Source organism: Curtobacterium sp. MCPF17_002, from assembly GCF_003234115.2.
In the GTDB taxonomy this organism is placed as follows: Bacteria; Actinomycetota; Actinomycetes; order Actinomycetales; family Microbacteriaceae; genus Curtobacterium.
In genome coordinates this window covers 1,785,960-1,809,411 of sequence record NZ_CP126251.1, presented here as the reverse complement: position 1 = coordinate 1,809,411, position 23,452 = coordinate 1,785,960, and the positions used below count along the sequence as shown (strand labels likewise).

16 protein-coding genes are annotated in these 23,452 nt (G+C 71.1%); 8 read left to right on the top strand and 8 right to left on the bottom strand.

Going from position 1 to position 23,452, the window contains the following annotated elements; all coding sequences use genetic code 11:
- Window positions 1-17 precede the first annotated feature (17 nt).
- From DEJ28_RS08465 to DEJ28_RS08450, 4 genes are all read left to right on the top strand, one after another.
- The gene (locus DEJ28_RS08465) at window positions 18-602 is read left to right on the top strand and encodes a DUF3000 domain-containing protein (protein WP_111115553.1); all 585 of its coding nucleotides are present in this window, start codon (window positions 18-20) and stop codon (window positions 600-602) included.
- Complete coding sequence (locus DEJ28_RS08460; protein ID WP_111115554.1) at window positions 595-1,905, top strand: HRDC domain-containing protein; 1,311 nt, start codon at window positions 595-597, stop codon at window positions 1,903-1,905. The genes DEJ28_RS08465 and DEJ28_RS08460 overlap by 8 nt, the downstream gene beginning before the upstream one ends.
- A gap of 106 nt (window positions 1,906-2,011) precedes the next feature.
- Window positions 2,012-3,244 (top strand): thiolase family protein, encoded by a 1,233-nt coding sequence (locus tag DEJ28_RS08455; RefSeq protein WP_181433707.1) that lies wholly within the window; start codon window positions 2,012-2,014, stop codon window positions 3,242-3,244.
- Window positions 3,241-5,385 (top strand): 3-hydroxyacyl-CoA dehydrogenase NAD-binding domain-containing protein, encoded by a 2,145-nt coding sequence (locus DEJ28_RS08450; RefSeq protein WP_111115556.1) that lies wholly within the window; start codon window positions 3,241-3,243, stop codon window positions 5,383-5,385. The genes DEJ28_RS08455 and DEJ28_RS08450 overlap by 4 nt, the downstream gene beginning before the upstream one ends.
- 236 nt (window positions 5,386-5,621) lie before the next feature.
- Here DEJ28_RS08450 and dxs read toward each other — a convergent pair whose 3' ends face one another.
- From dxs to dut, 5 genes are all read right to left on the bottom strand, one after another.
- Window positions 5,622-7,565, bottom strand: a complete 1,944-nt coding sequence (dxs, locus tag DEJ28_RS08445; protein ID WP_111115557.1) for a 1-deoxy-D-xylulose-5-phosphate synthase — start codon at window positions 7,563-7,565, stop codon at window positions 5,622-5,624.
- Between the two features lie 132 nt (window positions 7,566-7,697).
- Window positions 7,698-10,514 carry an aconitate hydratase AcnA gene (acnA, locus tag DEJ28_RS08440; RefSeq protein WP_111115558.1) on the bottom strand — a complete coding sequence of 939 codons (2,817 nt, stop codon included), beginning with the start codon at window positions 10,512-10,514 and terminating at the stop codon, window positions 7,698-7,700.
- A 128-nt stretch (window positions 10,515-10,642) separates the two neighbouring features.
- Window positions 10,643-11,467, bottom strand: coding sequence for a DUF3159 domain-containing protein (locus tag DEJ28_RS08435; RefSeq protein WP_111115559.1), 825 nt, complete (start codon window positions 11,465-11,467; stop codon window positions 10,643-10,645).
- Between the two features lie 43 nt (window positions 11,468-11,510).
- The gene (locus DEJ28_RS08430) at window positions 11,511-12,233 is read right to left on the bottom strand and encodes a DUF3710 domain-containing protein (RefSeq protein ID WP_258368051.1); all 723 of its coding nucleotides are present in this window, start codon (window positions 12,231-12,233) and stop codon (window positions 11,511-11,513) included.
- The gene (gene dut, locus DEJ28_RS08425) at window positions 12,230-12,721 is read right to left on the bottom strand and encodes a dUTP diphosphatase (protein ID WP_111115560.1); all 492 of its coding nucleotides are present in this window, start codon (window positions 12,719-12,721) and stop codon (window positions 12,230-12,232) included. The genes DEJ28_RS08430 and dut overlap by 4 nt, the downstream gene beginning before the upstream one ends.
- 65 nt (window positions 12,722-12,786) lie before the next feature.
- Here dut and DEJ28_RS08420 point away from each other — a divergent pair, with 65 nt between their 5' ends.
- Together DEJ28_RS08420 and DEJ28_RS08415 are read left to right on the top strand one after the other, a co-directional pair.
- A complete protein-coding gene (locus DEJ28_RS08420; RefSeq protein ID WP_111115561.1) occupies window positions 12,787-13,233 on the top strand; it encodes a DUF3093 domain-containing protein in 447 nt (148 codons plus the stop codon).
- A 19-nt stretch (window positions 13,234-13,252) separates the two neighbouring features.
- Window positions 13,253-15,343: an acyltransferase family protein gene (locus DEJ28_RS08415; RefSeq protein WP_111115562.1), complete on the top strand. Its 2,091-nt coding sequence runs from the start codon at window positions 13,253-13,255 to the stop codon at window positions 15,341-15,343.
- Window positions 15,344-15,598: 255 nt separating this feature from the next.
- Here the strand turns inward: DEJ28_RS08415 and DEJ28_RS08410 are convergent, their stop codons facing one another.
- The gene (locus DEJ28_RS08410; protein WP_031263038.1) at window positions 15,599-15,898 is read right to left on the bottom strand and encodes a DUF4193 domain-containing protein; all 300 of its coding nucleotides are present in this window, start codon (window positions 15,896-15,898) and stop codon (window positions 15,599-15,601) included.
- A gap of 265 nt (window positions 15,899-16,163) precedes the next feature.
- On the opposite strand from DEJ28_RS08410, the gene sepH reads away from it, so the two are divergent.
- Window positions 16,164-17,186 (top strand): septation protein SepH, encoded by a 1,023-nt coding sequence (gene sepH / locus DEJ28_RS08405; protein WP_181433708.1) that lies wholly within the window; start codon window positions 16,164-16,166, stop codon window positions 17,184-17,186.
- 37 nt (window positions 17,187-17,223) lie between these two features.
- On the opposite strand, the gene DEJ28_RS08400 is transcribed toward sepH, so the two are convergent.
- Entirely contained in the window at window positions 17,224-18,390 is a 1,167-nt protein-coding gene (locus tag DEJ28_RS08400) for an alkaline phosphatase family protein (protein ID WP_111115564.1), read from the bottom strand.
- Window positions 18,391-18,416: 26 nt separating this feature from the next.
- On the opposite strand from DEJ28_RS08400, the gene DEJ28_RS08395 reads away from it, so the two are divergent.
- A complete protein-coding gene (locus tag DEJ28_RS08395) occupies window positions 18,417-20,903 on the top strand; it encodes a DNA gyrase/topoisomerase IV subunit A (protein WP_111115565.1) in 2,487 nt (828 codons plus the stop codon).
- A gap of 357 nt (window positions 20,904-21,260) precedes the next feature.
- On the opposite strand, the gene DEJ28_RS08390 is transcribed toward DEJ28_RS08395, so the two are convergent.
- A complete protein-coding gene (locus tag DEJ28_RS08390) occupies window positions 21,261-23,387 on the bottom strand; it encodes a DNA gyrase/topoisomerase IV subunit B (protein WP_111115566.1) in 2,127 nt (708 codons plus the stop codon).
- Window positions 23,388-23,452: the final 65 nt, after the last annotated feature.

Genomic DNA, 23,452 nt, shown 5'->3' with positions numbered 1-23,452 from the left:
GAGCCTAGTCTGCATTCGTGTCCGAAACCCGAGAGCCCGACGCCTTCGCGCGGCTCCGTGCGTTCGTGGCGTCGGGCGGCACCCGCGCCGAGACGACGATCACCGAGATCCCCTCGCCGTCCCGCATCGCCCCCTTCTCGATCGCCCTCGCGGCGGACGTGTCGGGCGCCGTGCACGGCATCGACTCCGACCTCGGGACGGGCCGCTTCATCGCGCTGCACGACCCGTCGGAACCGGAGGGGTGGGGCGGGGCCTACCGCATCGTGACCTTCGCCCAGGCACCCCTGGAACCGGAGATCGGCGTCGACGAGTTCGTCGCCGACGTCACCTGGAGCTGGCTCGTGGACGCCCTCGCGGCGCACGGGGCCGCGTACGACCACGCCTCCGGCACGGCGACCAAGATCATCTCCCGCGGCTACGGGGACCTCTCTGCGCAGGGTGACGGCGCGCAGCTCGAACTGCGTGCATCGTGGACTCCGCGGGGGGACGACCTCACCGCACACGTCGCAGCGTGGGAGGAGATCGTGGCGATGCTCGCCGGTCTGCCGCCCGCGTCGGACGGCGTGACCCTGTTGGCCCCGAGGAGGCTTGCACGTGACTGACCCCGCTGCTCCGGCTGCGTCCCCCGCTGCTTCGGCTGCGTCGCCGGCCGCTTCGGCTGCGTCGCCGGCCGCTTCGGCTGCGTCGCCGGCCTTCGAGGCGTCGCACGAGGCCGTCAAGGTCATCGAGACCCGCGAGGACTACCTCGAGGCCGTCGCGGCGATCGCCGCCGGCCACGGACCGGTCGCGGTCGACGCCGAACGCGCCAGCGGCTACCGGTACTCGCAGCGCGCCTACCTCATCCAGGTGTTCCGACGCGGCGCCGGCGCCTTCCTGTTCGACCCGATCCCGATCGGCGACTTCGCCGAGCTGCAGGACGCCATCGTCGACGAGGAGTGGTTGTTCCACGCCGCCTCGCAGGACCTGCCGTGCCTGCAGGAGGTCGGCCTCGTCCCGACCCGCATCTTCGACACCGAGCTCGGTGCCCGCATCGCCGGGTTCCCGCGCGTCGGCCTCGGTGCGGTCGTCGAGCAGCTGCTCGGCATCACGCTCGCCAAGGCCCACTCGGCTGCCGACTGGTCGACCCGCCCACTGCCGCAGTCCTGGCTCGTGTACGCCTCGCTCGACGTCGAGCTGCTCCCCGACCTGCGCGACGCCCTCGCCGCGCAGCTCGAGACCGCCGGCAAGACCCGGATCGCCGAGGAGGAGTTCGCCGCGGTGCTCGGCCGCGCGCCGAAGCCCCCGCGTGCGGAACCCTGGCGTCGGCTGTCCGGCATGCACGCGCTCCGCGGCGCCCGTGCCCTCGCGATCGCTCGAGCACTCTGGACCGCTCGTGACGAGTACGCCCGGCAGGCCGACATCGCCCCCGGCCGGACGATCCCCGACTCCGCCATCGTCGCCGCGGCCGCCGCCAACCCGACGACCAAGGGCGAACTCAGCGGCGTCAAGGCCTTCACCGGCCGCGCCAGCCGCTCCGAGCTCGACCGGTGGTGGGCCGCCGTCGAGGAGGGCCGGACCACCGAGGACCTGCCGAAGCTCCGCGGGACCGGCGACGCGACACTCCCACCGCCCCGCGCCTGGGCGGACCGGAACCCCGCCGCCGACCGGCGGTACAAGGCCGCGCGCGCCGCGGTCATCGCCCGCGCCGAGGAGCTCGACCTGCCCGTCGAGAACCTCCTCACGCCGGAGACCCTCCGCCTCGTGTCGTGGGAGCCGCCGTCGCCGGTCGCGACCGAGACCGTCGGTGCCGTGCTCGCCTCGCACGACGCCCGGCCGTGGCAGGTCGAGGAGACCGCGTCGATCATCGCGCACGCCTTTGTCGCTGCTGCACAGGCGCCTGCTGCCGAGAGCAACACCGAGTCGTAGGAACGCCCCAACGGGCATGCGTCCGCCCAGCCTCTGGGCATAGCGTCGACCCTGCATGCCGGGTGTGACCCGGCCGGTCGGGGCGGAACGTGCCCCGGCGTGATCGATGAGGATCTGGAGGCCCAGATTGCCAAAGGCAGCAGAAGTCGTCTTCGTGGACGGCGTTCGGACACCGTTCGGACGAGCCGGGGAGAAGGGGGTGTTCTGGAAGACCCGTGCCGACGACCTCGCGGTGCACGCCATGCGCGGGCTCCTCGACCGGAACGCCTCGCTGGACGGCGCGGCCGTCGACGACGTCGCCGTCGCGGCCACCACGCAGCAGGGCGACCAGGGGCTGACGCTCGGCCGGACCGTGGGGATGCTCGCAGGGCTCCCGAAGACCGTCCCGGGCTACGCGATCGACCGGATGTGCGCCGGTGCCATGACGAGCGTCACGACGCTCGCCGGCGCCATCGCCTTCGGCGCCGCCGACGTCGCGATCGCCGGTGGTGTCGAGCACATGGGCCGGCACCCGATGGGCTTCAACGCCGACCCGAACCCGCGCTTCGTCGCGGAGCGCCTGGTGAACGGCGACGCGCTCGTGATGGGCAAGACCGCGGAGCGGCTGCACGACCGCTTCCCCGCGATCACGAAGGACCGCACGGACGCCTACGCCGTCCAGTCGCAGCAGCGCTACGCCGCCGCGTGGGCCGCGGGCAAGCTGCAGCCGGACCTGGTGCCGGTCGAGGTCAACAAGGGTGACGGCTGGGACATCGTGTCCAGCGACGAGCCGCCCCGGCCCGAGACCACCCTGGAGGCGCTGGCCGCCCTGAAGACGCCGTTCCGGTCCCACGGACGGATCACCGCCGGCAACGCGGCCGGCCTGAACGACGGCGCGACGATGAGCCTCCTGGCGTCCTCCGACGCCGCGAAGCAGCACGGACTGCCGACCAAGATGCGGATGGTCTCGTTCGCGTTCGCGGGCGTCGACCCCGAGGTGATGGGCATCGGTCCCGTCCCCGCGACCGACAAGGCACTGGCCAAGGCCGGGCTGACGATCGACGACATCGGTCTGTTCGAGATCAACGAGGCGTTCGCCGTCCAGGTGCTCGCCTTCCTCGACAACTACGGCATCGCCCAGGACTCCCCCGACGTCAACGGCTGGGGCGGCGCCATCGCCGTCGGGCACCCGCTCGCCTCGAGCGGCGTCCGCCTGATGACGCAGCTCGCCGCGCAGTTCGCCGAGCGTCCCGACGTCAAGTACGGCATCACCACGATGTGCATCGGCCTCGGTCAGGGCGGCACCGTGATCTGGGAGAACCCCTCGTTCAGCCGGTCCGCGGCGCGAAAGGCGGCATGAGCATGACCATCGTCGACAACGACAAGCTCCTCGAACTCAGCGAGGACGAGGTCGTCACGCACTCGTACGTCAAGCACGTCGCGCTCCCCTCGGGTGGCACGCTCGCGCTCATCACGCTCGACAACGGCAAGGACTACAAGCGGCCGAGCACCCTCGGACCGCGCACCCTGCACGAGCTCTCCGGGGTGCTCGACACGCTCCGCACCGAGGCGTCGGCCGGCACGGTCCAGGCCGTGGCCATCACCGGCAAGGAGTACTGCTTCGCCGCCGGTGCCGACCTGTCGCAGGCGGCCTCGGTCCCCTCCCGGGACGTCGCACACGACCTGGCCGCACTCGGCCACGCCACGCTCCGGAAGCTCTCGGACCTCGGCGTTCCCTCGTTCGCGTTCATCAACGGCATCGCGCTCGGCGGCGGGCTGGAGATCGGCCTGCACTGCACCTACCGCGTGTTCTCGTCGGCGGCGCAGGGCATCGGCCTGCCCGAGGTCTTCCTCGGCATCATCCCCGGCTGGGGCGGCGCGACGCTGCTCCCCCGCCTGATCGGCCCCGAGAAGGCGCTCCGCGTCATCGTCGAGAACCCGCTCAAGAACAACCGTCTGCTCGACGGCCCGGCGGCGGTCGAGCTCGGCATCGGCGACGCGCTCATCCCGTCGGTCACGTTCCTGCCCTCCGCCGTGGCGTGGGTCGACGGCGTGGTCAGCGGCCGCACCAAGGTCGTCCGGAAGAACGAGCCCGGCATCATCGAGAAGGCGGCGTGGGGCACCGTCGTCAAGGTCGCCCGCGGGCAGGTCGCCGCGAAGATCGGCACCGTTCCGAAGTCGCCGTTCCGCGCGCTCGACCTCGTCGCCGCCGCTCGCGGTGGATCGTTGGACGAGCGGTTCGCCGATGAGGACGACGCCCTCGCCGACCTCATCTCGGGTGACCAGTTCGCCGCGTCGATGTACGCGTTCGACCTCGTGCAGAAGCGTGCCAAGCGTCCCGTCGGTGCCCCCGAGGGCGTCGAGCCGAAGAAGATCACGAAGGTCGGTGTCCTCGGTGCCGGGCTCATGGCGTCGCAGTTCGCGCTGCTGTTCGCCCGACGCCTGGGCGTCCCCGTCGTCATCACCGACGTCGACCAGTCCCGCGTGGACGCCGGCGTCGAACGGATCCGCGGCGAGGTCGCGAAGCTGCTCGAGAAGGGCCGGGTCTCCCCCGACGACGCGAACCGCATCACGGCGCTCGTCAGCGGGTCGGTGTCCTACGACGCCTTCGCAGACGCCGACTGGGTGATCGAGGCCGTCTTCGAGGAGATGTCGGTCAAGCAGGAGGTCCTCCGGAAGATCGAGCAGGTCATCGCGCCGGACGCCATCCTCGCGACGAACACCTCGTCGCTGTCGGTGTCGGAGATGGGATCGGTCCTGTCCGACCCGTCCCGCCTCGTCGGCTTCCACTTCTTCAACCCGGTGGCCGTGATGCCGCTGCTCGAGGTCGTCCGGACGGCCCAGACCTCGGACGAGACGCTCGTCACGGCGCTCGCGGTGGCGAAGACGCTCAAGAAGACGGCCATCATCACGGCCGACCAGCCGGGCTTCGTCGTGAACCGGGTGCTCGCGCGGGTGCTTGGCGAGGCGATGCGCGGCGTCGAGGGCGGCACGTCGTTCGACGTCGTCGCCCAGGGTGCCGCTCCGCTCGGCCTGCCGATGTCCCCGTTCGAGCTCCTCGAACTCGTCGGGCTGCCGGTCGGCGCGCACGTGCTCGACTCGCACCACGCCGCATGGCCGGAGCGCTTCTACCCCGGCGACGGGCTGAAGAAGATCGCCGAGTACGGCCACATCCTGACCCGCGACAAGAAGGGCAACGCGACCGGGTACGACCCCGCCGCCGTGAAGCTCGTCGCGCCGTCGAAGCAGGAGGCCGCGCCCGTCGACGCTGCCGAGATGCAGCGACGCTTCGAGGACGCCCTCGCCGACGAGCTGCACCGCATGCTCGCCGACGGCGTCGTCCAGCACGTCGAGGAGATCGACCTCGGGCTCATCCTCGGCGCCGGCTACCCGTTCCAGGCCGGTGGGATCAGCCCCTACCTCGACCGCTCCGGTGCGTCCGAGCGGGTCTTCGGCGGCACGTTCCACGATCCCGCGATCGTCGGCCCCGCCTCCCGCTAGGCAGCCCGCGCGCTCCGGCGCCCCGTCGCACAACCAAAGTCACCCCGAGCCCCGCCGTCGCGCGGTTCGGGGTGACTTTCGTTGTGCGCAGCGCGCACCGTGCCCGATCGCACCCCGCCACGAACATCGCGCCCCCGCACACCGGGGCGCGATGTTCGTCAGGGGGTGCGACGACCGGCGCGAGCGGCGCGACCGGCGCGACCGGCGCGGCCGGCGCGAGCGGCGCGGCCGGCGCGTCAGCGCTCGGCGGCCCCGGCCCCGGAGCGCGACCGCGCCGGCTTCGCCTGCGGCAGCTTCGTCCCGACGACCTGGTCGATGACGTCGCGGGCGATCGCCTGCGCCGTGAGCCCGACGTCGGCGAGGATCTGCGACCGCGACGCGTGGTCGATGAACGCGTCCGGCAGCCCGAGCTCGTTCACGCCGGTGTCGACGCCGGCGGCCCGGAGGTCCTGGCGCAGCCGCGTCCCGACGCCGCCGACCCGCACGCCGTCCTCGATCGTGATGACGAGGCGGTGGTCGCGGGACAGGTCGATGAGCGAAGACGGGATCGGCACGACCCACCGCGGGTCCACGACGGTGACGCCGATCCCCTGCGCCTCGAGCAACGATGCGGCTTCGAGCGCGACCGGGACCATCGAGCCGACCGCCACGAACAGCACGTCCTCTTCCGCACCCGACTCGGGCGCGTGCAGCACGTCGACGCCGTCGGGCAGTCGCCGGACCGCGGGGATGTCGGGTCCGACCTGCCCCTTCGACCAGCGCAGCACCGTGGGTGCGTCGTCGACGGCGACGGCCTCGCGGAACTCCTCGCGCAGCGTCACGGCGTCGCGGGGCGCAGCGATCCGGATGCCGGGCACGACCTGCAGCAGCGCGAGGTCCCACATGCCGTGGTGCGAGGGCCCGTCCGGCCCGGTGATGCCCGCACGGTCGAGGACGAACGTCACGCCGGCCTTGTGCAGGGCGACGTCCATGAGCACCTGGTCGAACGCCCGGTTGAGGAACGTCGCGTACAGGGCGACCACCGGGTGCAGACCGCCGTACGCCAGCCCGGCTGCGGTGGTCACGGCGTGCTGCTCGGCGATGCCGACGTCGTACACGCGGTCCGGGTGCCGCTGCTGGAACAGGTGCAACCCCGTCGGGCGGAGCATCGCCGCCGTGATCGCGACGAGACGCGGGTCGTCGTCGCCGGCGGACGCCAGCTCGGTCGCGAACACCGAGGTCCACGACGGGCCCGACGAGACGTCGAGCGACTCGCCCGTCTCGGGGTCGATGTGCCCGACGGCGTGGAACTGGTCGGCCTGGTCGCGGAGCGCCGGTTCGAAGCCGTGGCCCTTCTCGGTGATGACGTGCACGATCGTCGGCGCGCCGTACTCCTTGGCCTGCCGGAGCGCTGCCTCCATCGCCCGCTGGTCGTGGCCGTTGACCGGTCCGATGTACTTGATGTCGAGGTTCGAGTAGAGCGCCTCGTTGTTGGTGAACCGCGACAGGAAGCCGTGCAGCCCGCCGCGCATACCGCGGTAGATCGCCCGCCCGGGAGCGCCGAACCGGTTCGCGACCGCACGGGACGTCTCGTACAGCGCGCGGTACTCGCGGCGCGTCCGCACCGAGCTGAGGAAGCGGGCCATGCCGCCGATCGTCGGCGCGTACGAGCGCCCGTTGTCGTTCACGACGATCACGAGCCGGCGGTCGTTGCCGTCCGAGATGTTGTTGAGCGCCTCCCAGGTCATGCCACCGGTGAGGGCTCCGTCGCCGACGACCGCCACCACCGTGCGGTCCGCCTGGCCCGTCTGCACGAACGCGCGGGAGATCCCGTCCGCCCACGAGAGCGACGAGGACGCGTGCGAGGACTCGACGATGTCGTGCTCCGACTCGCTCCGCTGCGGGTAGCCGGCGAGACCGCCGCGCTCGCGCAGCCGCGAGAAGTCCTGCCGCCCCGTGACGAGCTTGTGCACGTACGACTGGTGCCCGGTGTCGAACACGAACGGGTCGTGCGGCGAGTCGAACACCCGGTGCATCGCGAGCGTCAGCTCGACCACGCCGAGGTTCGGACCGAGGTGCCCACCGGTCTTCGCCACCTCGGCGACGAGGAAGCGCCGGATCTCCGCGGCGAGATCGGTCATCTGCGCGTCCGACAGACGCTTCAGGTCGCGCGGGGACGTGATGCTGGGGAGCAGACTCACGGGCGCTCCTTTCGTGGGGCTGGTCCCCCACCATATCCGCGTGACCGGCGGACGGACTGGAGGCCCGTGGCGGTGTCGCCACGGGCCTCCAGTCCGTCGTGTGGTCGCGTCAGCGACCCGTGCTCACGCTGGTCAGACCAGCGAACGGAGCACGTACTGCAGGATGCCGCCGTTGCGGTAGTAGTCCGCCTCGCCGGGGGTGTCGATGCGGACGACCGCGTCGAACTCGATCGTCTGCTTGCCCGCGGGCGAGTGCTCGCTCGGCTCGGCCGTGACGTGCACGGTCTTCGGGGTGCGGCCCTCGTTGAGCTCGGTCAGGCCCGAGATCGAGACGACCTCGGTGCCGTCGAGCCCGAGGGTCTCGATCGACTCGCCCACCGGGAACTGCAGCGGGACGACGCCCATGCCGATGAGGTTCGAGCGGTGGATCCGCTCGAAGCTCTCGGTGATGACGGCCTTCACGCCGAGCAGGTTCGTTCCCTTCGCCGCCCAGTCGCGGGACGACCCGGAGCCGTACTCCTTGCCGCCGAAGATGACGAGCGGGATCTCCTGCTCCTGGTAGTGCTGCGAGGCGTCGTAGATGAACGACTGCGCACCGTCCGGCGTCGTGAAGTCGCGGGTGTACCCGCCCTCCACGCCGTCGAGGAGCTGGTTCCGGAGGCGGATGTTCGCGAACGTGCCGCGGATCATGACCTCGTGGTTGCCGCGACGCGAGCCGTAGGAGTTGAAGTCCTTGCGGTCGACGCCGTGCTCGGCGAGGTACTGGCCCGCCGGGCTGTCCGCCTTGATCGAACCGGCCGGCGAGATGTGGTCGGTGGTGACCGAGTCGCCGAGCTTCGCGAGCACCCGGGCGCCGGAGATGTCCGACACCGCGTCGGGCTGCATCGTCATGCCCTCGAAGTACGGGGGCTTCCGGACGTAGGTGGACTGCTGGTCCCACTCGAAGGTGTCGCCCGTCGGGGTCGGCAGGTTCTTCCAGCGGTCGTCGCCCTCGAACACGGAGCCGTACTCGTGGGTGAACATCTCGGTGTCGATCGACGCGTCGATGACCTGCTGGACCTCGACCGCGTCGGGCCAGATGTCCTGCAGGAAGACGTCGTTGCCGTCCTGGTCCTTGCCGAGGGAGTCCTTGTCGAAGTCGAAGTGCATCGACCCGGCGAGGGCGTACGCGATGACGAGCGGCGGGGACGCCAGGTAGTTCATCTTCACGTCGGGGTTGATGCGACCCTCGAAGTTGCGGTTGCCCGAGAGCACCGCGGTCACGGCGAGGTCGTTGTCCTGCACGGCCTGCGAGATCTCCTCGGGCAGCGGGCCCGAGTTGCCGATGCAGGTGGTGCAGCCGTAGCCGACCGTGTAGAAGCCGAGGTCCTCGAGGTAGGTGGTGAGACCGGCCTTCTCGTAGTAGTCGGTGACGACCTTCGACCCCGGCGCGAGCGTGGTCTTGACCCACGGCTTCGCCTTGAGGCCCTTCTGCGCGGCGTTCCGGGCGAGGATGCCGGCGGCCATCATGACCGAGGGGTTCGACGTGTTCGTGCACGAGGTGATCGCCGCGATCGCGACGGCGCCGTGGTCGATCGTGAACGGGTCGGCCCCGTCCATGTTGACCTTCGTCGGGGCCGAGGCCGTCGACGGTGCGCTCGACACGAAGTCGTGGTGGTGCGTGGTGACGTCGCCCGTGGTCGAACCGGCGGCGATCGGGTCGGAGGCGGGGAACGTCTCCTCCACCGCGTCGTCGAGGTCGGTCTGCCCGGCCGGCTCGGTGTAGTTGGCGAGGTCGACCTCGAACTGGGTCTTCGCCTTCGAGAGCTCGATGCGGTCCTGCGGACGCTTCGGGCCGGAGATCGACGGCACGACCGTGGAGAGGTCGAGCTCCATGTACTCGGAGAAGGCCGGCTCGACGGACGGGTCGTGCCAGAGACCCTGGGTCTTGGCGTAGGCCTCGACGAGGGCGATCTGGGCGTCGTCACGGCCGGTCAGGCGCAGGTAGTCGAGCGTGACGTCGTCGACCGGGAACATCGCCGCGGTGGAGCCGAACTCCGGCGACATGTTGCCGATGGTCGCGCGGTTCGCGAGCGGGACCTCGCCGACGCCCTCGCCGTAGAACTCGACGAACTTGCCGACGACACCGTGCTTGCGGAGCTCCTGCGTGATGGTGAGCACCACGTCGGTCGCGGTCACACCGGCCGGGATCGACCCGGAGAGCTTGAAGCCGACGACCTTCGGGATGAGCATCGACACCGGCTGGCCGAGCATCGCTGCCTCGGCCTCGATGCCGCCGACGCCCCAGCCGAGGACGCCGAGACCGTTCACCATCGTGGTGTGTGAGTCGGTGCCGACGAGGGTGTCCGGGTAGGCGTAGGTCTCGCCGTCGAAGTCACGCGTGTAGGTGACCTTCGCCAGGTACTCGATGTTGACCTGGTGCACGATGCCGGTGCCCGGCGGGACGACCTTGAAGTCCTCGAACGCGGTCTGGCCCCAGCGGAGGAACTGGTAGCGCTCGCCGTTCCGCTCGTACTCGAGGTCGGTGTTGCGCTGGAGGGCGTCCTCGCGACCGAAGAGGTCGGCGATGACGGAGTGGTCGATGACCATCTCTGCCGGCGACAGCGGGTTGATCTTGTTCGGGTCGCCGCCGATCTCGGCCATCGCCTCGCGCATGGTGGCGAGGTCGACGATGCACGGCACACCGGTGAAGTCCTGCATGACGACGCGCGCCGGGGAGAACTGGATCTCGGTGTCCGGCTCGGCGTCGGGACGCCACGAGCCGAGCGCACGGATCTGGTCCGCGGTGACGTTCTTGCCGTCCTCGGTGCGGAGGAGGTTCTCGAGCAGCACCTTCAGGCTGTACGGGAGCTTCTCGTGCCCTGGCACGGCGTCGATCCGGTGGATCGCGTAGTCGACACCCCCAACCGAGAGTGTGTCCTTCGAGCCGAAGCTGTTGACTGCAGCCACTGTGCCGCCTCCCTACTGATCGGAATGCCCACATCCTGCCGGGGCGCGGAACGTCCCACCAGCAAGGCAAACCTAATCCCGTGGACGGCGGAGCGCCCGCGAGAAACTGTCTCGATGTCGAGACAACTCTACACCGCGGCGGCGTCGCCCTCGCGCCGGAACACGGTGCGGACCAACAACCACGTCACCCAGAGCAGCGCCGCGTAGAGCGGGACGCCGGTGATGAGCTTGATGCCGGCGAGCAGTTCCACCTGCGCGGTCAGGTACAGCGGGATCTCGATCACGAGGCGGAGCGCGAAGAGCCCGACCCACAGCCAGGTCGCGACGGTGAGCACACGCCGCTTCGCCGGGTCCGCACGCCAGTCCTGGTGACTGCCGTCCTCGTTCGGCGGCAGCAGGAAACCGACGATCAGTCCGATGAGGGGCTGCCGGATCGCCAGGGTCACGAGGAGCCCGATGAGCCAGACGATGTTGATGACGATCCCGGGGATGAAGTTGCTCTCCGCGCGGCCCGTGATGAGCGCGAGGCCCGCCGAGATCGCCACGCCGAGGATCCCGGCGAGGGACATCACGAGCGACTGCCGCTGCAGCAGGCGGAGCACCACGAACACGGCGCCGATCACCACCGGGATGACGACGCTCGGGACGAGTTCCTTCGTGATCGCGTAGACGACGAGGAACGCCAGACCCGGGAGCACCGACTCGGCGAGGCCGCGCACGCCACCGATCGCCGCGACGAGGGCCTGCCCGGAGGGCGCCTCGCCCGGGGCGACCTTGCCGAAGCCGGTGTTCTGCACGGCCGCACGGAACTGCTCGTTGAACGACGGCAGCGCCTCGTCGTCGCCGGCCGCGCCCGGTTGGACGCTGCCTGCCGGGGCGTTGCCTGCCGGGCCGGCCGGGTCGGGTCGGGAACCAGCCCCGTCGGGACGGGTGGTGTCGTCGTGTTCCGGCACCGTGCCTCCAGGCCTGTTCTGGTCGGTCAGATCGTAGTGCCGGTCAGATCGCGGTCTGCGTCGACTTCGGCATGTGGAGCCGGATGAGGTCGCGCGGCGGCATCGGGGTGGTCCCGCGGACCACGACGACACTGCGGAACAGGTCCTCGATGTCGGCGGCGTCGTCGGGCTGCTCGGCGGCCTTGCCGGCGATCACGCCGCGCAGGAACCAGCGCGGGCCGTCGACGCCGATGAAGCGGGCCGGACGTGCGCCGTCGGTGACGCCGGAGCCGTCGGAGACGACCGGCACCTGCGCGCGGAGCTCCGGGCCGAACGGGCCGTCGACCTCGGTCACGACACCGCCCTGGCGCTCGATCTGCTCGGCGATCTGTGCGCGGATCTCGTGCCAGAGCCCGGTGGAACGGGGCGCGGCGAACGGCTGGACCTGCAGCGTGGACTCGTCGTAGTCGAGACCGACGGCGACGACGCGCTGCGAGCCCTCCTCGACCTCGAGTCGCAGGTGCAGGCCTTCACGCGGGAGGACCTTCACGCCGCCGAGGTCGACGTACGGGCGGACCAGGTTCGCCTCGGTCTCGTCGTGCGGGCCGTTGTCGGACCGGTCCTCGGGGGCGGACTTGTCCGTCGGTGCGACGGCGTCCACCTCGTCGAGGTCCGCATCCGCATCGGTCGCGATGTCGACCTCGGGGGTCGTCTCGGCGACCTCGACACCGTCGACGACGGCTTCCGCCACCTCGACCTCGTCACGCTTGCGTCGACCGAACTTCATGCGCGCGTTCCTTCCTGAACGTTGTCGGCGGTGTCGCTGGGGACGCCGCTCCGGTCACCGTAGCCCGACGAGCCGAAGCCGCCCTGGCCGCGGACGCTGTCGGGCAGCTCGTCGACGCGGGTGAACGACACGCGCGGGACCGGCATGACGATCAGCTGGGCGATGCGATCGCCGACGTGGACCTCGTAGGGCTCGGCCTCGTCGGTGTTGAGCAGGGAGACCTTGATCTCGCCCCGGTACCCCGAGTCGACGGTGCCGGGCGAGTTCACGATCGTGATCCCGTGCTTCGCGGCGAGACCGCTGCGCGGCACGACGAACGCGGCGAACCCCTCGGGGAGGGCGATCCGGAGCCCCGTGCCGACCAGGCGCCGCTCGCCCGGGCGGAGCACGAACGCCTCGGTGGAGACGAGATCGGCACCGGCGTCACCGGGATGGGCGTAGCCGGGAGCGTTCTCCCCGGTCCAGAGCACGTCGACTGGTTCGGTCACGTGTCGAGGGTAGTGCAGACCGTGACCGTTCCGTGACCTGGTCCGACTCGTGGTCGAATGGACCCGTGACCGTGTACCGCGAACGACTGTGGGCCCCGCCCGTCCTCTACCTGGCGACCGCCCTCGTCATCCCCGCCAGCCTCCTCGTGTTCCTGCCGATCAGCGTGCTCACGGGGGTGCTCGTCGCCATCGGGATGTACCTCGGGGTGCTCGTGCTGCTCTGGGCCCTCGCTCCGACGATCGAGGTCACGGACACCGAGTTCCGCGCTGGCCGTGCACACCTCCCCCGCACGCTCGTCGGCGACGTCCAGGGGTTCGAGGGCGCCGAGGCCACGACACAGCGCGGGCCGAAGCTCGACGCCCGCGCGTGGACGCTCTTCCGTGGGTACGTGCGCGGCGTGGTCCGTGTCGAGGTGCTCGACCCCGCCGACCCGACGCCGTACTGGCTCGTGAGTGTGCGGAACCCGTCGGCCGTCGTGGCCGCGCTCCGGAAGCCCGGTACGGGTATCTGATACATGACATGATGGCGCCGTGAGAGCCAGCACCGCGCCGTCGACCGTCCGCCTCGATGTCGAGGTCCTCCGCGGGGTGGCGGTCGCCCTGGTGATCGCCGACCACGCGTTCGGCCTGCCGTCAGGCGGGTACCTCGGAGTCGACGTCTTCTTCGTCCTCTCCGGCTTCGTGATCACCCGCAGCCTCCTCGCGGAGCACCGCCGTGCCGGCCGGATCGACCTCGTCGCCTTCGCGGCCCGTCGGGTGCGACGGCTCCTGCCGGCGGCGTTGCTCGTGGTGCTCGTGACCGCGGCGGTCTCCGCTGCGCTCTGGTACCGGCCGCGGACGCTCTCGGTGCTCGGGGACGCGGTCGCCGCCGTGCTCGGCACCACCAACTGGCACCTCGCGCGCGCCGGTACCGACTACTTCGGCGAGACCGCTCCGTCGCCGTTCCGGCACTTCTGGTCCCTGGCGGTCGAGGAGCAGTTCTACGCGTTGTGGCCCGTCGTCCTCTGGGTCCTGCTCGCCGTCGTCCGACACCGCATCGGCATCCTGCTCGTGGTCAGCGCCCTGGTGGCGACCGGAGCCGTGGCCGCGGTGGTGCACGGTCCGCTCGCGGGTGCCGACTACTTCAACACCATCCTCCGCTCGTGGGAGCTCCTCATCGGGGCCGTGGTGGCCCTGGCCCCGCGACTCCCGCTCGGGTCACGGGCCGCGATCGCGACCCGCACCATCGCCGTGGCCGCGGTCGGTGCCGGCGTGCTCGTCGCGGACCCGCGGTGGGCGGCGACGGTCCCGGTCGTGGTCGGCACGGCGCTCCTCGTCGCGAGCGGTGACCTCCGCTCGGCCGTCGCGGTCCGACTCGCCAGGCCGCTGATCGCTCTCGGCCGTGTCTCGTACTCGGCCTACCTGTGGCACTGGCCGGCACTGGTCGTCGCCGCGGTCGTGGCTCCAGGACCCCTCGGCGCCGGGTGCGCCGTCGTCGTCGCGCTCGTGCTGGCGGCGCTGTCCACCCGGTTCGTCGAGGAGCCGCTCCGCACGGCCGGCCGCTCCGCCCGTCGTGGTCGGCGGCGGCGCGGGCCCGGGTCGAGCCGTGCACGTCTGGTGGCGGTCGCCGCCCCCGTCACGGTGCTCGTCATGTCGGTCTCGACGGTCGTCGCCGTGGACCCGGCGTCCGTGGCGGCGGCACTCGACCGTCCGGTCGCGCCGCCGGGACCGACCGCGCCCTTCCGGGACGCCGACGCCCTCGCCGACGCCGTGTCACGCGCAGCCGACGCTCGGTCGTCCGACGACCGGGCCCCCGACGCCCGGTCGTCCGACGACCGGGCCGACGCGTGGTCGTCCGACGCCCGGTTGGCCGACGCCGCCCAGCAGACGTCCCTGCCCCGGTCCATGCAGGACGGTGGGTGCCTGGTCACGCCGGGTGCACCGCTCCGGACCTGTGGCGACCCGGGAACGGTGGACGTGCTCGTCCTGGGCGACTCCACCACCGTGGCGTGGTCACCCGCCGTCATCGGCGCCCTGCCGGACGGTGCCACGCACGCCGTCGTCGGCGTCTCCAGCTGCAGCGCGGTGCTGCCGACCGCAAAGGTCGCACACCGGTGGGATCGCGCCTGCCGGGCCTCGAAGCGCGCGATGCTCCGTGCCGTCGAGGAGAAGGACCCGTCGATCGTCGTCATCAGTGCGGTCGCCGGTGACTTCCGGGAACACCTCCTCGACATCGCGCCGGACGGAGCTGAGGAACTCTGGCGGCGGTCGATGGCCGAGACGATCGCTGCCCTCGCCGTCGACGGGCGGAAGGTGGTCGTCCTCAGCGCGCCCCAGTACGGCCCGGACGTCCGGTCATGCCCGGACCGGCTGCACGGCTTCGCAGCATGCGCGGCGTCCGTCACGCCCGACGCGGCCGCGAAACGGACAGCCGAGGCAGCGGCGGTCGCATCGAGTCCCTCCCGAGCGGTCTGGCTCGACGCAGGTTCCTGGCTCTGCACGCCCACGTCGCACTCGTGCCCGCCTGTCATCGACGGGACCCTCGTACGTGTCGACGAGGTGCACCTCACGGAGGCGTTCAGTCGCCGCCTGGTCCCGCTCGTGCGCGACGCCGTGGACTGGGACGGCCTGCTCCGTCGCTGACGAGCATCACGCACGGTGCGAGGGGGCCGAATCGCTCGTAGGAGGTCGATCCGCGCGTAGGAAGTCAGAAGTTCCTGCTCCCTATGCGCGATTCGGCCTCCCTCGCGCGGAACGGCCCCCTACGCGCGATTCAGCCTCCCTCGCGCGGAACGGCTCACCACGAGCGATTCAGCCCCCCACGCGCGATTCGGCCCACCACGCGCGGAACGGCCCACCGCTCCGGAGAGCCGTGGGCCGTTCGTTCGTGTGCGTTCCCTAGAGCGCTGCGCACTCCGCGCAGACCGGACCGAGCTTCGACTCGTGGTCGAGCTGCGAGCGGTGCTTCACCAGGAAGCACTCGACGCAGGTGAACTCGTCGACCTGGGGCGGGAGCACGACGACATCGAGGTCGACGTCGCTGAGGTCCTGCCCGGCGAGCTCGAAGCTGCCGGGGTTGTCGGAATCATCATCGACGACCCCCGACATCTTGTCGGGAACGCGCTCCTTGAGGGCCTCGATCGACTCCGAGTCAGAGTTGTCGTCGGTCTTCCGGGGGGCGTCGTAATCGGTGGCCATGCCCATCCATTTCTCGTATCGAGAGGTCGTCGCCGGTGATCGGCGGCGACAGTTTGCACCACGGCTCGCCAGAGCGCAAACCGAGATCTCCGGCGGGTCGTTCTGGCGCTGCAACCCGACACCCGTCGTGGCTATTCCCGGCGTCCGGAAACGTGGTGACGAGAGTCCGCGGCACGCCCGTGCGCCTCCGCGGGATCGGCCCACGGCGGCTGCATACTCCTGGGGTACGACGCACGACCGTACGCGACGCTCGGAAGGCGGAACCATGCAAGACGTGAGAGTCATCGGTGTGGAGTCCGGGGCGATCCTCCTCGCGACCGACGGCGGGACCGAGTTCCGGTTGCCCGTGACCTCGTCGCTCCCGGGTCAGGTCCGGCAGGCGAACCCCGATGCGGGACCGCAGAAGCGCGTGTCCCCGAAGGACGTGCAGGCCCGCATCCGCAGCGGTTCCGACGCCGCCGAGGTCGCACTGGCGCTCGACGTCGACGTCGAGTACGTCCGGCGCTTCGAGGGTCCGGTGCTCGCCGAGCGTGCGTTCATCCTCGACGCCGCGCACCGCGTCCCGGTGACCCCGGTCGACGACGAGGCCCCCGACACGTTCGGCGAGGCCATCACGACGAAGCTCGAGGCCGGCGAGGCCACCGCGGTCTCCTGGGCCTCGTGGAAGAACGTCGACAGCGGCTGGCAGGTGCGCGTGCACTACACGGCCGGCGAGGTCGAGCACGACGCACAGTGGCTCTTCGACCCGAAGACGTCGACGCTGACGCCCGACAACGGCGACGCGCACCGGCTCTCGCACTCGGACGACGAGGGAATCGCGCCCCGCCTCCGTGCCGTCGAGACCGATCACCACGACACCGACGGCACCCGGTTCGACTCGGGCGCGTTCCGCGTCGACGAGCCGGACGAGGACGTCACGAACCCCGACGTGCAGGACCGCCCGCTCCGCGCGCCGCTCCCCCGCATCGGCGTCGCGGCGGTCGAGGAACGCGCACCGGGCAACGAGACCGCCGACCTGCTCGAGGCCCTCCGCCGTCGCCGTGGTGAGCGCGAGTCCGCCGCGTTCGGCGAGCAGCAGGACGAGCCCCGCGGTACCTCGATCAGTGTCGTGGACATCCCCCTGCAGGGCTTCGAGGACGAGCCGACGAACGCCCAGCAGGACGCCCGTCCGGCTTCCGCCCCCGAGGCCGAGGGTGGTCGTCAGGAGCGCAAGAAGCGGAACCGCCGCTCGATGCCGAGCTGGGACGAGATCGTCTTCGGCACGCGTCCGGACGACGACCCCGCCTGATCACCGGGTCGCCGTCGCCCCGACCGGGCCGGCGGCGCTACTGCGCGAACGCGCCGGCCAGTCGGAGCGGGACGATGACCTCGTCGTCGGTCATCGCACCGTGCTGGCCGATCATCCGCTTCGGCTCCTCACCGTCGCGCAGCTGCCGGTCGTCGTTGAAGGCCCACGACCCGCGCGCCACGACGATGACGTCGCCGATCCGGTCGACGACCTCGTCCGACACCGCACCGAACCAGCCGGCGGCGATCGCCTCGTCACGGCTCGCGACGTACGCCTTCTTGCCGTAGCGCGCCCGGAAGGACCCGACGAGTCCGCGGACGTCCGTCCCGGGCGCGACGGTCAGCTGCCGGCAGCGCGGATCGCCGGCCACCCCGACGACGTCCGTCAGCAGGAGCGGGTCGATGGCGATGTTCGCGTGGTCGGGCACGTCGAGCACCCCGTGGTCCGCCGTCACGACGATCCCCACGTCGGCACCCACGCGGGCGTCGAGCCGGGCGAGTTCCGCGTCGAGCAGCTCGAGGGACGCCGTCCAGCGGTCCGACTGCCAGCCGTGCTTGTGCCCGATGGAGTCGAGCTCCGGCACGTAGAGGTACACGAGGGACCGACCGGACGCCGTCTCGGCCAGGGCCGCGTCGACGCGCTGCGCGATCGTGTCCGCGGAGACGTACCGCGCCCCGCCGAGCACGTTGGCCGTCATGCCCGAGGAACGGTAGCGGCCAGGGCCGACCACCACCGGGTCCACGTCGAGCCCCTGCGCCTCGGTGAAGAGCGTCGGCGTGCGCAACCAGCCGGCGGGCACCTCGTCGTCCCAGCCGCTCAGCAGGTTCATCACCGCGCCGGTGTCCGGGTTCCAGCCGCTGTACCCCACCACGCCGTGCGTGCCGGGCGACCGGCCGGTCGTGAGGGTGCTCAGCGCCGCGGCGGTGGTCGTCGGGAAGCCGCTCCGCAGCCGCTTCGCGGTGCCGGTGCCCTTGGCACCGGCGAGCCAGCGTGCGTGGCCCGCCCGGGCGGCCAGTGCGCCGGCCCCCAGGCCGTCGACCAGCACGACGATCGCGGAACGGGCGGGACGGAGGGTGATCCGTGCCTCCAGTCCGGTGGTGCGCAACCACGCGTCGTCCGCAACCCCGAGTGCCACGAGGCAACTCGGGAAGACGTCGGCGAGGTTCGCGGTGGCGTCGGGGGCCGTCGGTACGCTTGTTCCCATCTCCCCCAGTGTCCCAGAAAGGTGCCATGGCACGCACGGAAGCAGTCGGCCTGCCCGACGGTGAACGCATCGAGGACGTCGACGTCTCCGAGGAGATGCAGGGCTCCTTCCTCGAGTACGCGTACTCCGTCATCTACTCACGGGCGCTCCCCGACGCACGCGACGGCCTCAAGCCGGTGCAACGGCGCATCCTCTACCAGATGTCCGAGATGGGCCTGCGGCCCGACCGCGGGCACGTCAAGAGCGCCCGCGTCACCGGCGAGGTGATGGGCAAGCTGCACCCGCACGGCGACGGCGCGATCTACGACGCGCTGGTGCGGATGGCGCAGCCGTTCACCATGCGCGTGCCGCTCGTCGACGGGCACGGCAACTTCGGGTCGCTCGACGACGGTCCCGCCGCGGCGCGGTACACCGAAGCACGACTGGCCGAACCGTCGATGGCGATGACGGAGGGCCTCGGCGAGGACGTGGTCGACTTCGTCCCGAACTACGACAACCAGATCATGCAGCCCGGGGTGCTGCCGGCGGCGTTCCCGAACCTGCTCGTCAACGGCGCGTCGGGCATCGCGGTCGGCATGGCCACGAACATGGCGCCGCACAACCTCGGCGAGGTCGTCGAGGCCGCGAAGCACCTGCTCATGAACCCTGGCGCCTCCCTCGAGGAGCTCATGGAGTTCGTGCCGGGGCCCGACCTGCCCTCCGGTGGCACCATCGTCGGCCTGTCCGGGGTGCGCGACGCCTACGCCAGTGGCCGTGGCTCGTTCCGCACGCGGGCGAAGGTGTCCGTCGAGAACCTCACGCCCCGGAAGGCCGGCCTCGTCGTCACCGAGCTGCCGTACCTGGTCGGCCCCGAGCGCGTCATCGAGAAGATCAAGGACGGCGTCCAGGCGAAGAAGCTCGTCGGCATCTCCGACGTCAACGACCTGACCGACCGCAACCACGGGCTCCGGCTCGTGATCGGCATCAAGTCCGGCTTCAACCCGACCGCGGTGCTCGAGCAGCTCTACAAGCACACCCCGCTCGAGGACGGCTTCGGCATCAACAACGTCGCGCTCGTCGGCGGGTCGCCGCGCACGCTCGGCCTCCGCGAACTGCTCGACGTCTACGTCCAGCACCGGCTGTCCGTCGTCACGCGGCGATCGCAGTACCGGCTGGCACGCCGGAAGGAGCGACTGCACCTCGTCGAGGGGCTGCTCGTCGCGATCCTCGACATCGACGAGGTCATCGAGGTCATCCGCTCGTCGGACGACTCCGAGGCCGCACGCTCAAAGCTGCAGGACGTCTTCGACCTGTCCGAGGTGCAGGCCGAGTACATCCTCGAGCTCCGACTCCGTCGCCTGACGAAGTTCTCCCGCCTCGAACTCGAGGGCGAGCGTGACCAGCTCCTCAAGGAGATCGCCGCGCTCGAGGAACTCCTGGCCTCCGACGAGCGGCTCCGTGCCCAGGTGGCGCTCGAGCTCACCGAGGTGTCGGACAAGTTCGCCACGCCGCGGCGGACGCTCCTCACCGAGGCCGACGCTCCGGTCCGCGGCGGTCGCAAGGCCGCCGTCGACCCGGAGTCGCTCCAGATCGCCGACGCCCCGTGCCGCGTGCTGCTCTCCACCACGGGCCGACTGGTGCGGGTCGACATCCCCACCTCGGACCTCGGGATCGTCCGGGTGCCGAAGCGGTCGAAGCACGACGCGGTCCGGTCCTCCGTGGTCTCGACGGTGCGCGGGCAGGTCGGCGCGCTCACCTCGACCGGGCGGGTGCTCCGGTTCTCGCCGGTCGACGTCCCCGCCGTGCCACCCGCCTCGGTCCGGCTCGACGCCGGGGTCCGGGTGACGGAGTACCTCGGCACGCCCCGTACGGAGACGGTCGTCGCCCTCGTCGACCTGTCGCCCGGAGCCCCCGACTCGCTCGCGATCGGCACCGCGCAGGGCATCGTGAAGCGCGTCACGGCTGGTGCCTGGCAGGACAAGGACGAAGTCGTCGCGATCGGGCTGAAGCCCGGTGACTCGGTCGTCGGCGGCACACAGGCGCCGGAGTCCGACGACCTGGTGTTCATCACCTCGAACGCGCAGCTCCTGCGGTTCCCCGCCTCGGCCGTCCGGCCGCAGGGGCTCCCCGCGGGTGGTGTCGCCGGCGTGGCACTGGCCTCGGACGCATCCGTGGTCTGGTTCGGGTCCGTGGCTCGCTCCGACGACGCCGTGGTCGCCACCGTGTCGACCTCCTCGTCCGCGCTCCCCGGCACCGACACCGGCCGTGCGAAGGTGTCGGCGCTCACGGAGTTCCCGGCGAAGGGCCGCGCGACGCAGGGCGTCCGGGCGCACGCGTTCCTGAAGGGCGAGGACGGCATCACCGTGGCGTGGGCGGGCATCGCTCCCCCGCACGCCGTCGGGACGGACGGCGCCGCTCGCACCCTGCCGGACTGGTTGTCGAAGCGCGACGGGTCGGGTGCGCCGCTCGACGCGGTCATCGGCACGATCGGCGGGAGTGCGGCGGCGCTCGACGGGACAGCGGGCGACGCGTAGCGGTCGCGCTGCGCGCTGCGCGCTGGTGCGCTGAGGCGCTCCTGCGGCGGTGTCTCGCTCCGGCGAGGCACCGCCATCGTCGTGTGGCCGTCGAGCAGCGGACTGGAGGCGCGGGGCGGACCCGTCGCGTGCCTCCCGTCCGCCGTGCGAACGCGTCAGACGACCGCGTTCGGTCGGCCGCGATCGCTCGCCTGCACGAGATGGACGGCGCCGGTTCACGGCAGTCGGGCGCATTTCGCGCGCAGCGACAGTTCACGCGGCAACGCGCCCGTGAACTGTCGCTCAGCGCGAAACCAGGACTGCCGACGGCGCGCCGCGACCGGCCGACCGACCGCCCCGCCCCGCCCCGCCCTGCCCCTACGCGTCGATACGGTCGCGGTCGAGACCCTCGCCCGCGAGGATGAACTCCTTGCGGGGAGCCACGTCGTTGCCCATCAACAGCTCGAACACCTTCGCAGCACCCTCGGCATCGGTGATCTTCACCCGCCGCAGCGTGCGGTGCGTCCGGTCCATCGTCGTCTCGGCCAGCTGGTCGGCGTCCATCTCACCGAGGCCCTTGTACCGCTGGATCGGCTCCTGGTACTTCTTGCCCGACTTCTCGAGCTTCTTCAGCACCGCCTGCAGTTCCTGCTCGGAGTAGGTGTACAGCGTGTCGTTCGGCTTGCCGCGGTTCACCACGACGACCCGGTGCAGCGGCGGGACGGCGGCGAACACCCGTCCCTGCTCGATCATCGGCCGCATGTACCGGAAGAACAGCGTCAGCAGCAGGGTGCGGATGTGGGCACCGTCGACGTCGGCGTCGGACATGATGATGACCTTGCCGTAGCGGGCCTGGTCGATCTCGAACGTGCGGCCGGAGCCGGCGCCGATCACCTGGATGATCGAGGCACACTCGGCGTTGGAGAGCATGTCCGACACGGACGCCTTCTGCACGTTGAGGATCTTGCCGCGGATCGGCAGCAAGGCCTGGTACTCACTGTTGCGCGCGAGCTTCGCGGTGCCGAGGGCGGAGTCGCCCTCGACGATGAAGAGCTCGGTGCCCTCGGTGTCCTGGGAGCGGCAGTCGGCGAGCTTCGTCGGCAGCGAGGAGTTCTCGAGCGCGTTCTTCCGGCGCTGGGTCTCCTTGTGGGCCCGCGCGGAGATGCGGGTCTTCATCTCGGCGACGACCTTCTCGAGCAGGGTCGCCGCGTGGGCCTTCTCGGTGCGCTGCGTCGAGGTGAGGATCTCGGTGAGCCGCGTCGACACGACCTGGTCGACGATCTTCCGGACCGCGGGCGTGCCGAGGACCTCCTTCGTCTGCCCTTCGAACTGCGGCTCGGGCAGCCGGACGGTCAGCACGGCGGTGAGGCCGGCGAGCACGTCGTCCTTCTCGAGCTTGTCCTGCCCGACCTTGAGCTTGCGGGCGTTCGCCTCGACCTGGGCGCGGACGGCCTTGACCACGCCGGACTCGAAGCCGGCCTGGTGGGTGCCGCCCTTCGGCGTCGCGATGATGTTCACGAAGCTGCGGAACACCGTCTCGTAGCCGGTGCCCCAGCGGAGCGCGAGGTCCACCTCGCACTCGCGGTCGACCGACGTGGACACCATGTGCCCCTTGTCGTCGAGCATCGGCACGGTCTCGGTGAAGGTACCGATGCCCTGGATGCGCCAGACGTCGGTGACGGCGGTGTCGACGGCGAGGTGCTCGACGAACTCGCCGATCCCGCCCTCGTACCGGAAGCGCTCGACCACGGGGCCGGCGGCGACCGCGGTGCCCGTCGCCTCGGCACGGGCGGCTGCCGACGCGATCGACTCCGGCCGCGAATCGGTGATGGTGATGCCGAGGCCCGGGACGAGGAAGGCCGTCTGCCGCGCGCGGCTGACGAGGTCGCTGGTGCTGAACTTCGCGTCGGCGGTGAAGATCTGCCGGTCGGCCCAGTAGCGGATGCGTGAGCCGGTCACGCCCTTCTTCACCTTGCCGATGACGCGCAGTTCGCTGCCGGAGGTGAACGGCGAGAACGGTGCGTCCGGGCCGATGCCCTTCGTGTCGTCGAAGATGCCCGGCTCGCCGCGGTGGAACGACATCGCGTAGGTCTTGCCGCCACGGTCCACCTCGACGTCGAGGCGCTCCGACAGCGCGTTCACGACGGAGGCACCGACACCGTGCAGCCCGCCGGAGGCGGCGTACGACCCGGAGCCGAACTTGCCGCCGGCGTGCAGCTTGGTGAACACCACCTCGACCCCGGTGAGACCCGTCTTCGGCTCGACGTCGACGGGGATGCCGCGCGCGGTGTCGCGGACCTCGACCGAACCGTCGGCGTGGAGCACGACACCGATCTCGTCGCCGTGCCCGGCGAGGGCTTCGTCGACGGAGTTGTCGATGATCTCCCACACGCAGTGCATGAGGCCGCGGGAGTCCGTCGAGCCGATGTACATGCCCGGTCGCTTCCGGACCGCCTCGAGCCCTTCGAGGACGGAGAGATGGCGTGCGGAGTAGTCGGAGCTCACCTTCCGATGCTAGCGAGGAGCACCGACACCACCCGCCGGACACTCGGACTGGGGCCAGTCGATCC

What these genes read in the sequence shown, in the direction of transcription:
- DEJ28_RS08395 (WP_111115565.1), top strand. Translation starts at nt 18,417, where the DNA reads ATGGCACGCACGGAAGCAGTCGGCCTGCCCGACGGTGAACGCATCGAG.
- DEJ28_RS08455 (WP_181433707.1), top strand. Translation starts at nt 2,012, where the DNA reads ATGAGGATCTGGAGGCCCAGATTGCCAAAGGCAGCAGAAGTCGTCTTC.
- DEJ28_RS08430 (WP_258368051.1), bottom strand. Translation starts at nt 12,233, where the DNA reads ATGAAGTTCGGTCGACGCAAGCGTGACGAGGTCGAGGTGGCGGAAGCC.
- DEJ28_RS08400 (WP_111115564.1), bottom strand. Translation starts at nt 18,390, where the DNA reads ATGGGAACAAGCGTACCGACGGCCCCCGACGCCACCGCGAACCTCGCC.
- DEJ28_RS08450 (WP_111115556.1), top strand. Translation starts at nt 3,241, where the DNA reads ATGAGCATGACCATCGTCGACAACGACAAGCTCCTCGAACTCAGCGAG.
- sepH (WP_181433708.1), top strand. Translation starts at nt 16,164, where the DNA reads ATGCAAGACGTGAGAGTCATCGGTGTGGAGTCCGGGGCGATCCTCCTC.
- DEJ28_RS08410 (WP_031263038.1), bottom strand. Translation starts at nt 15,898, where the DNA reads ATGGCCACCGATTACGACGCCCCCCGGAAGACCGACGACAACTCTGAC.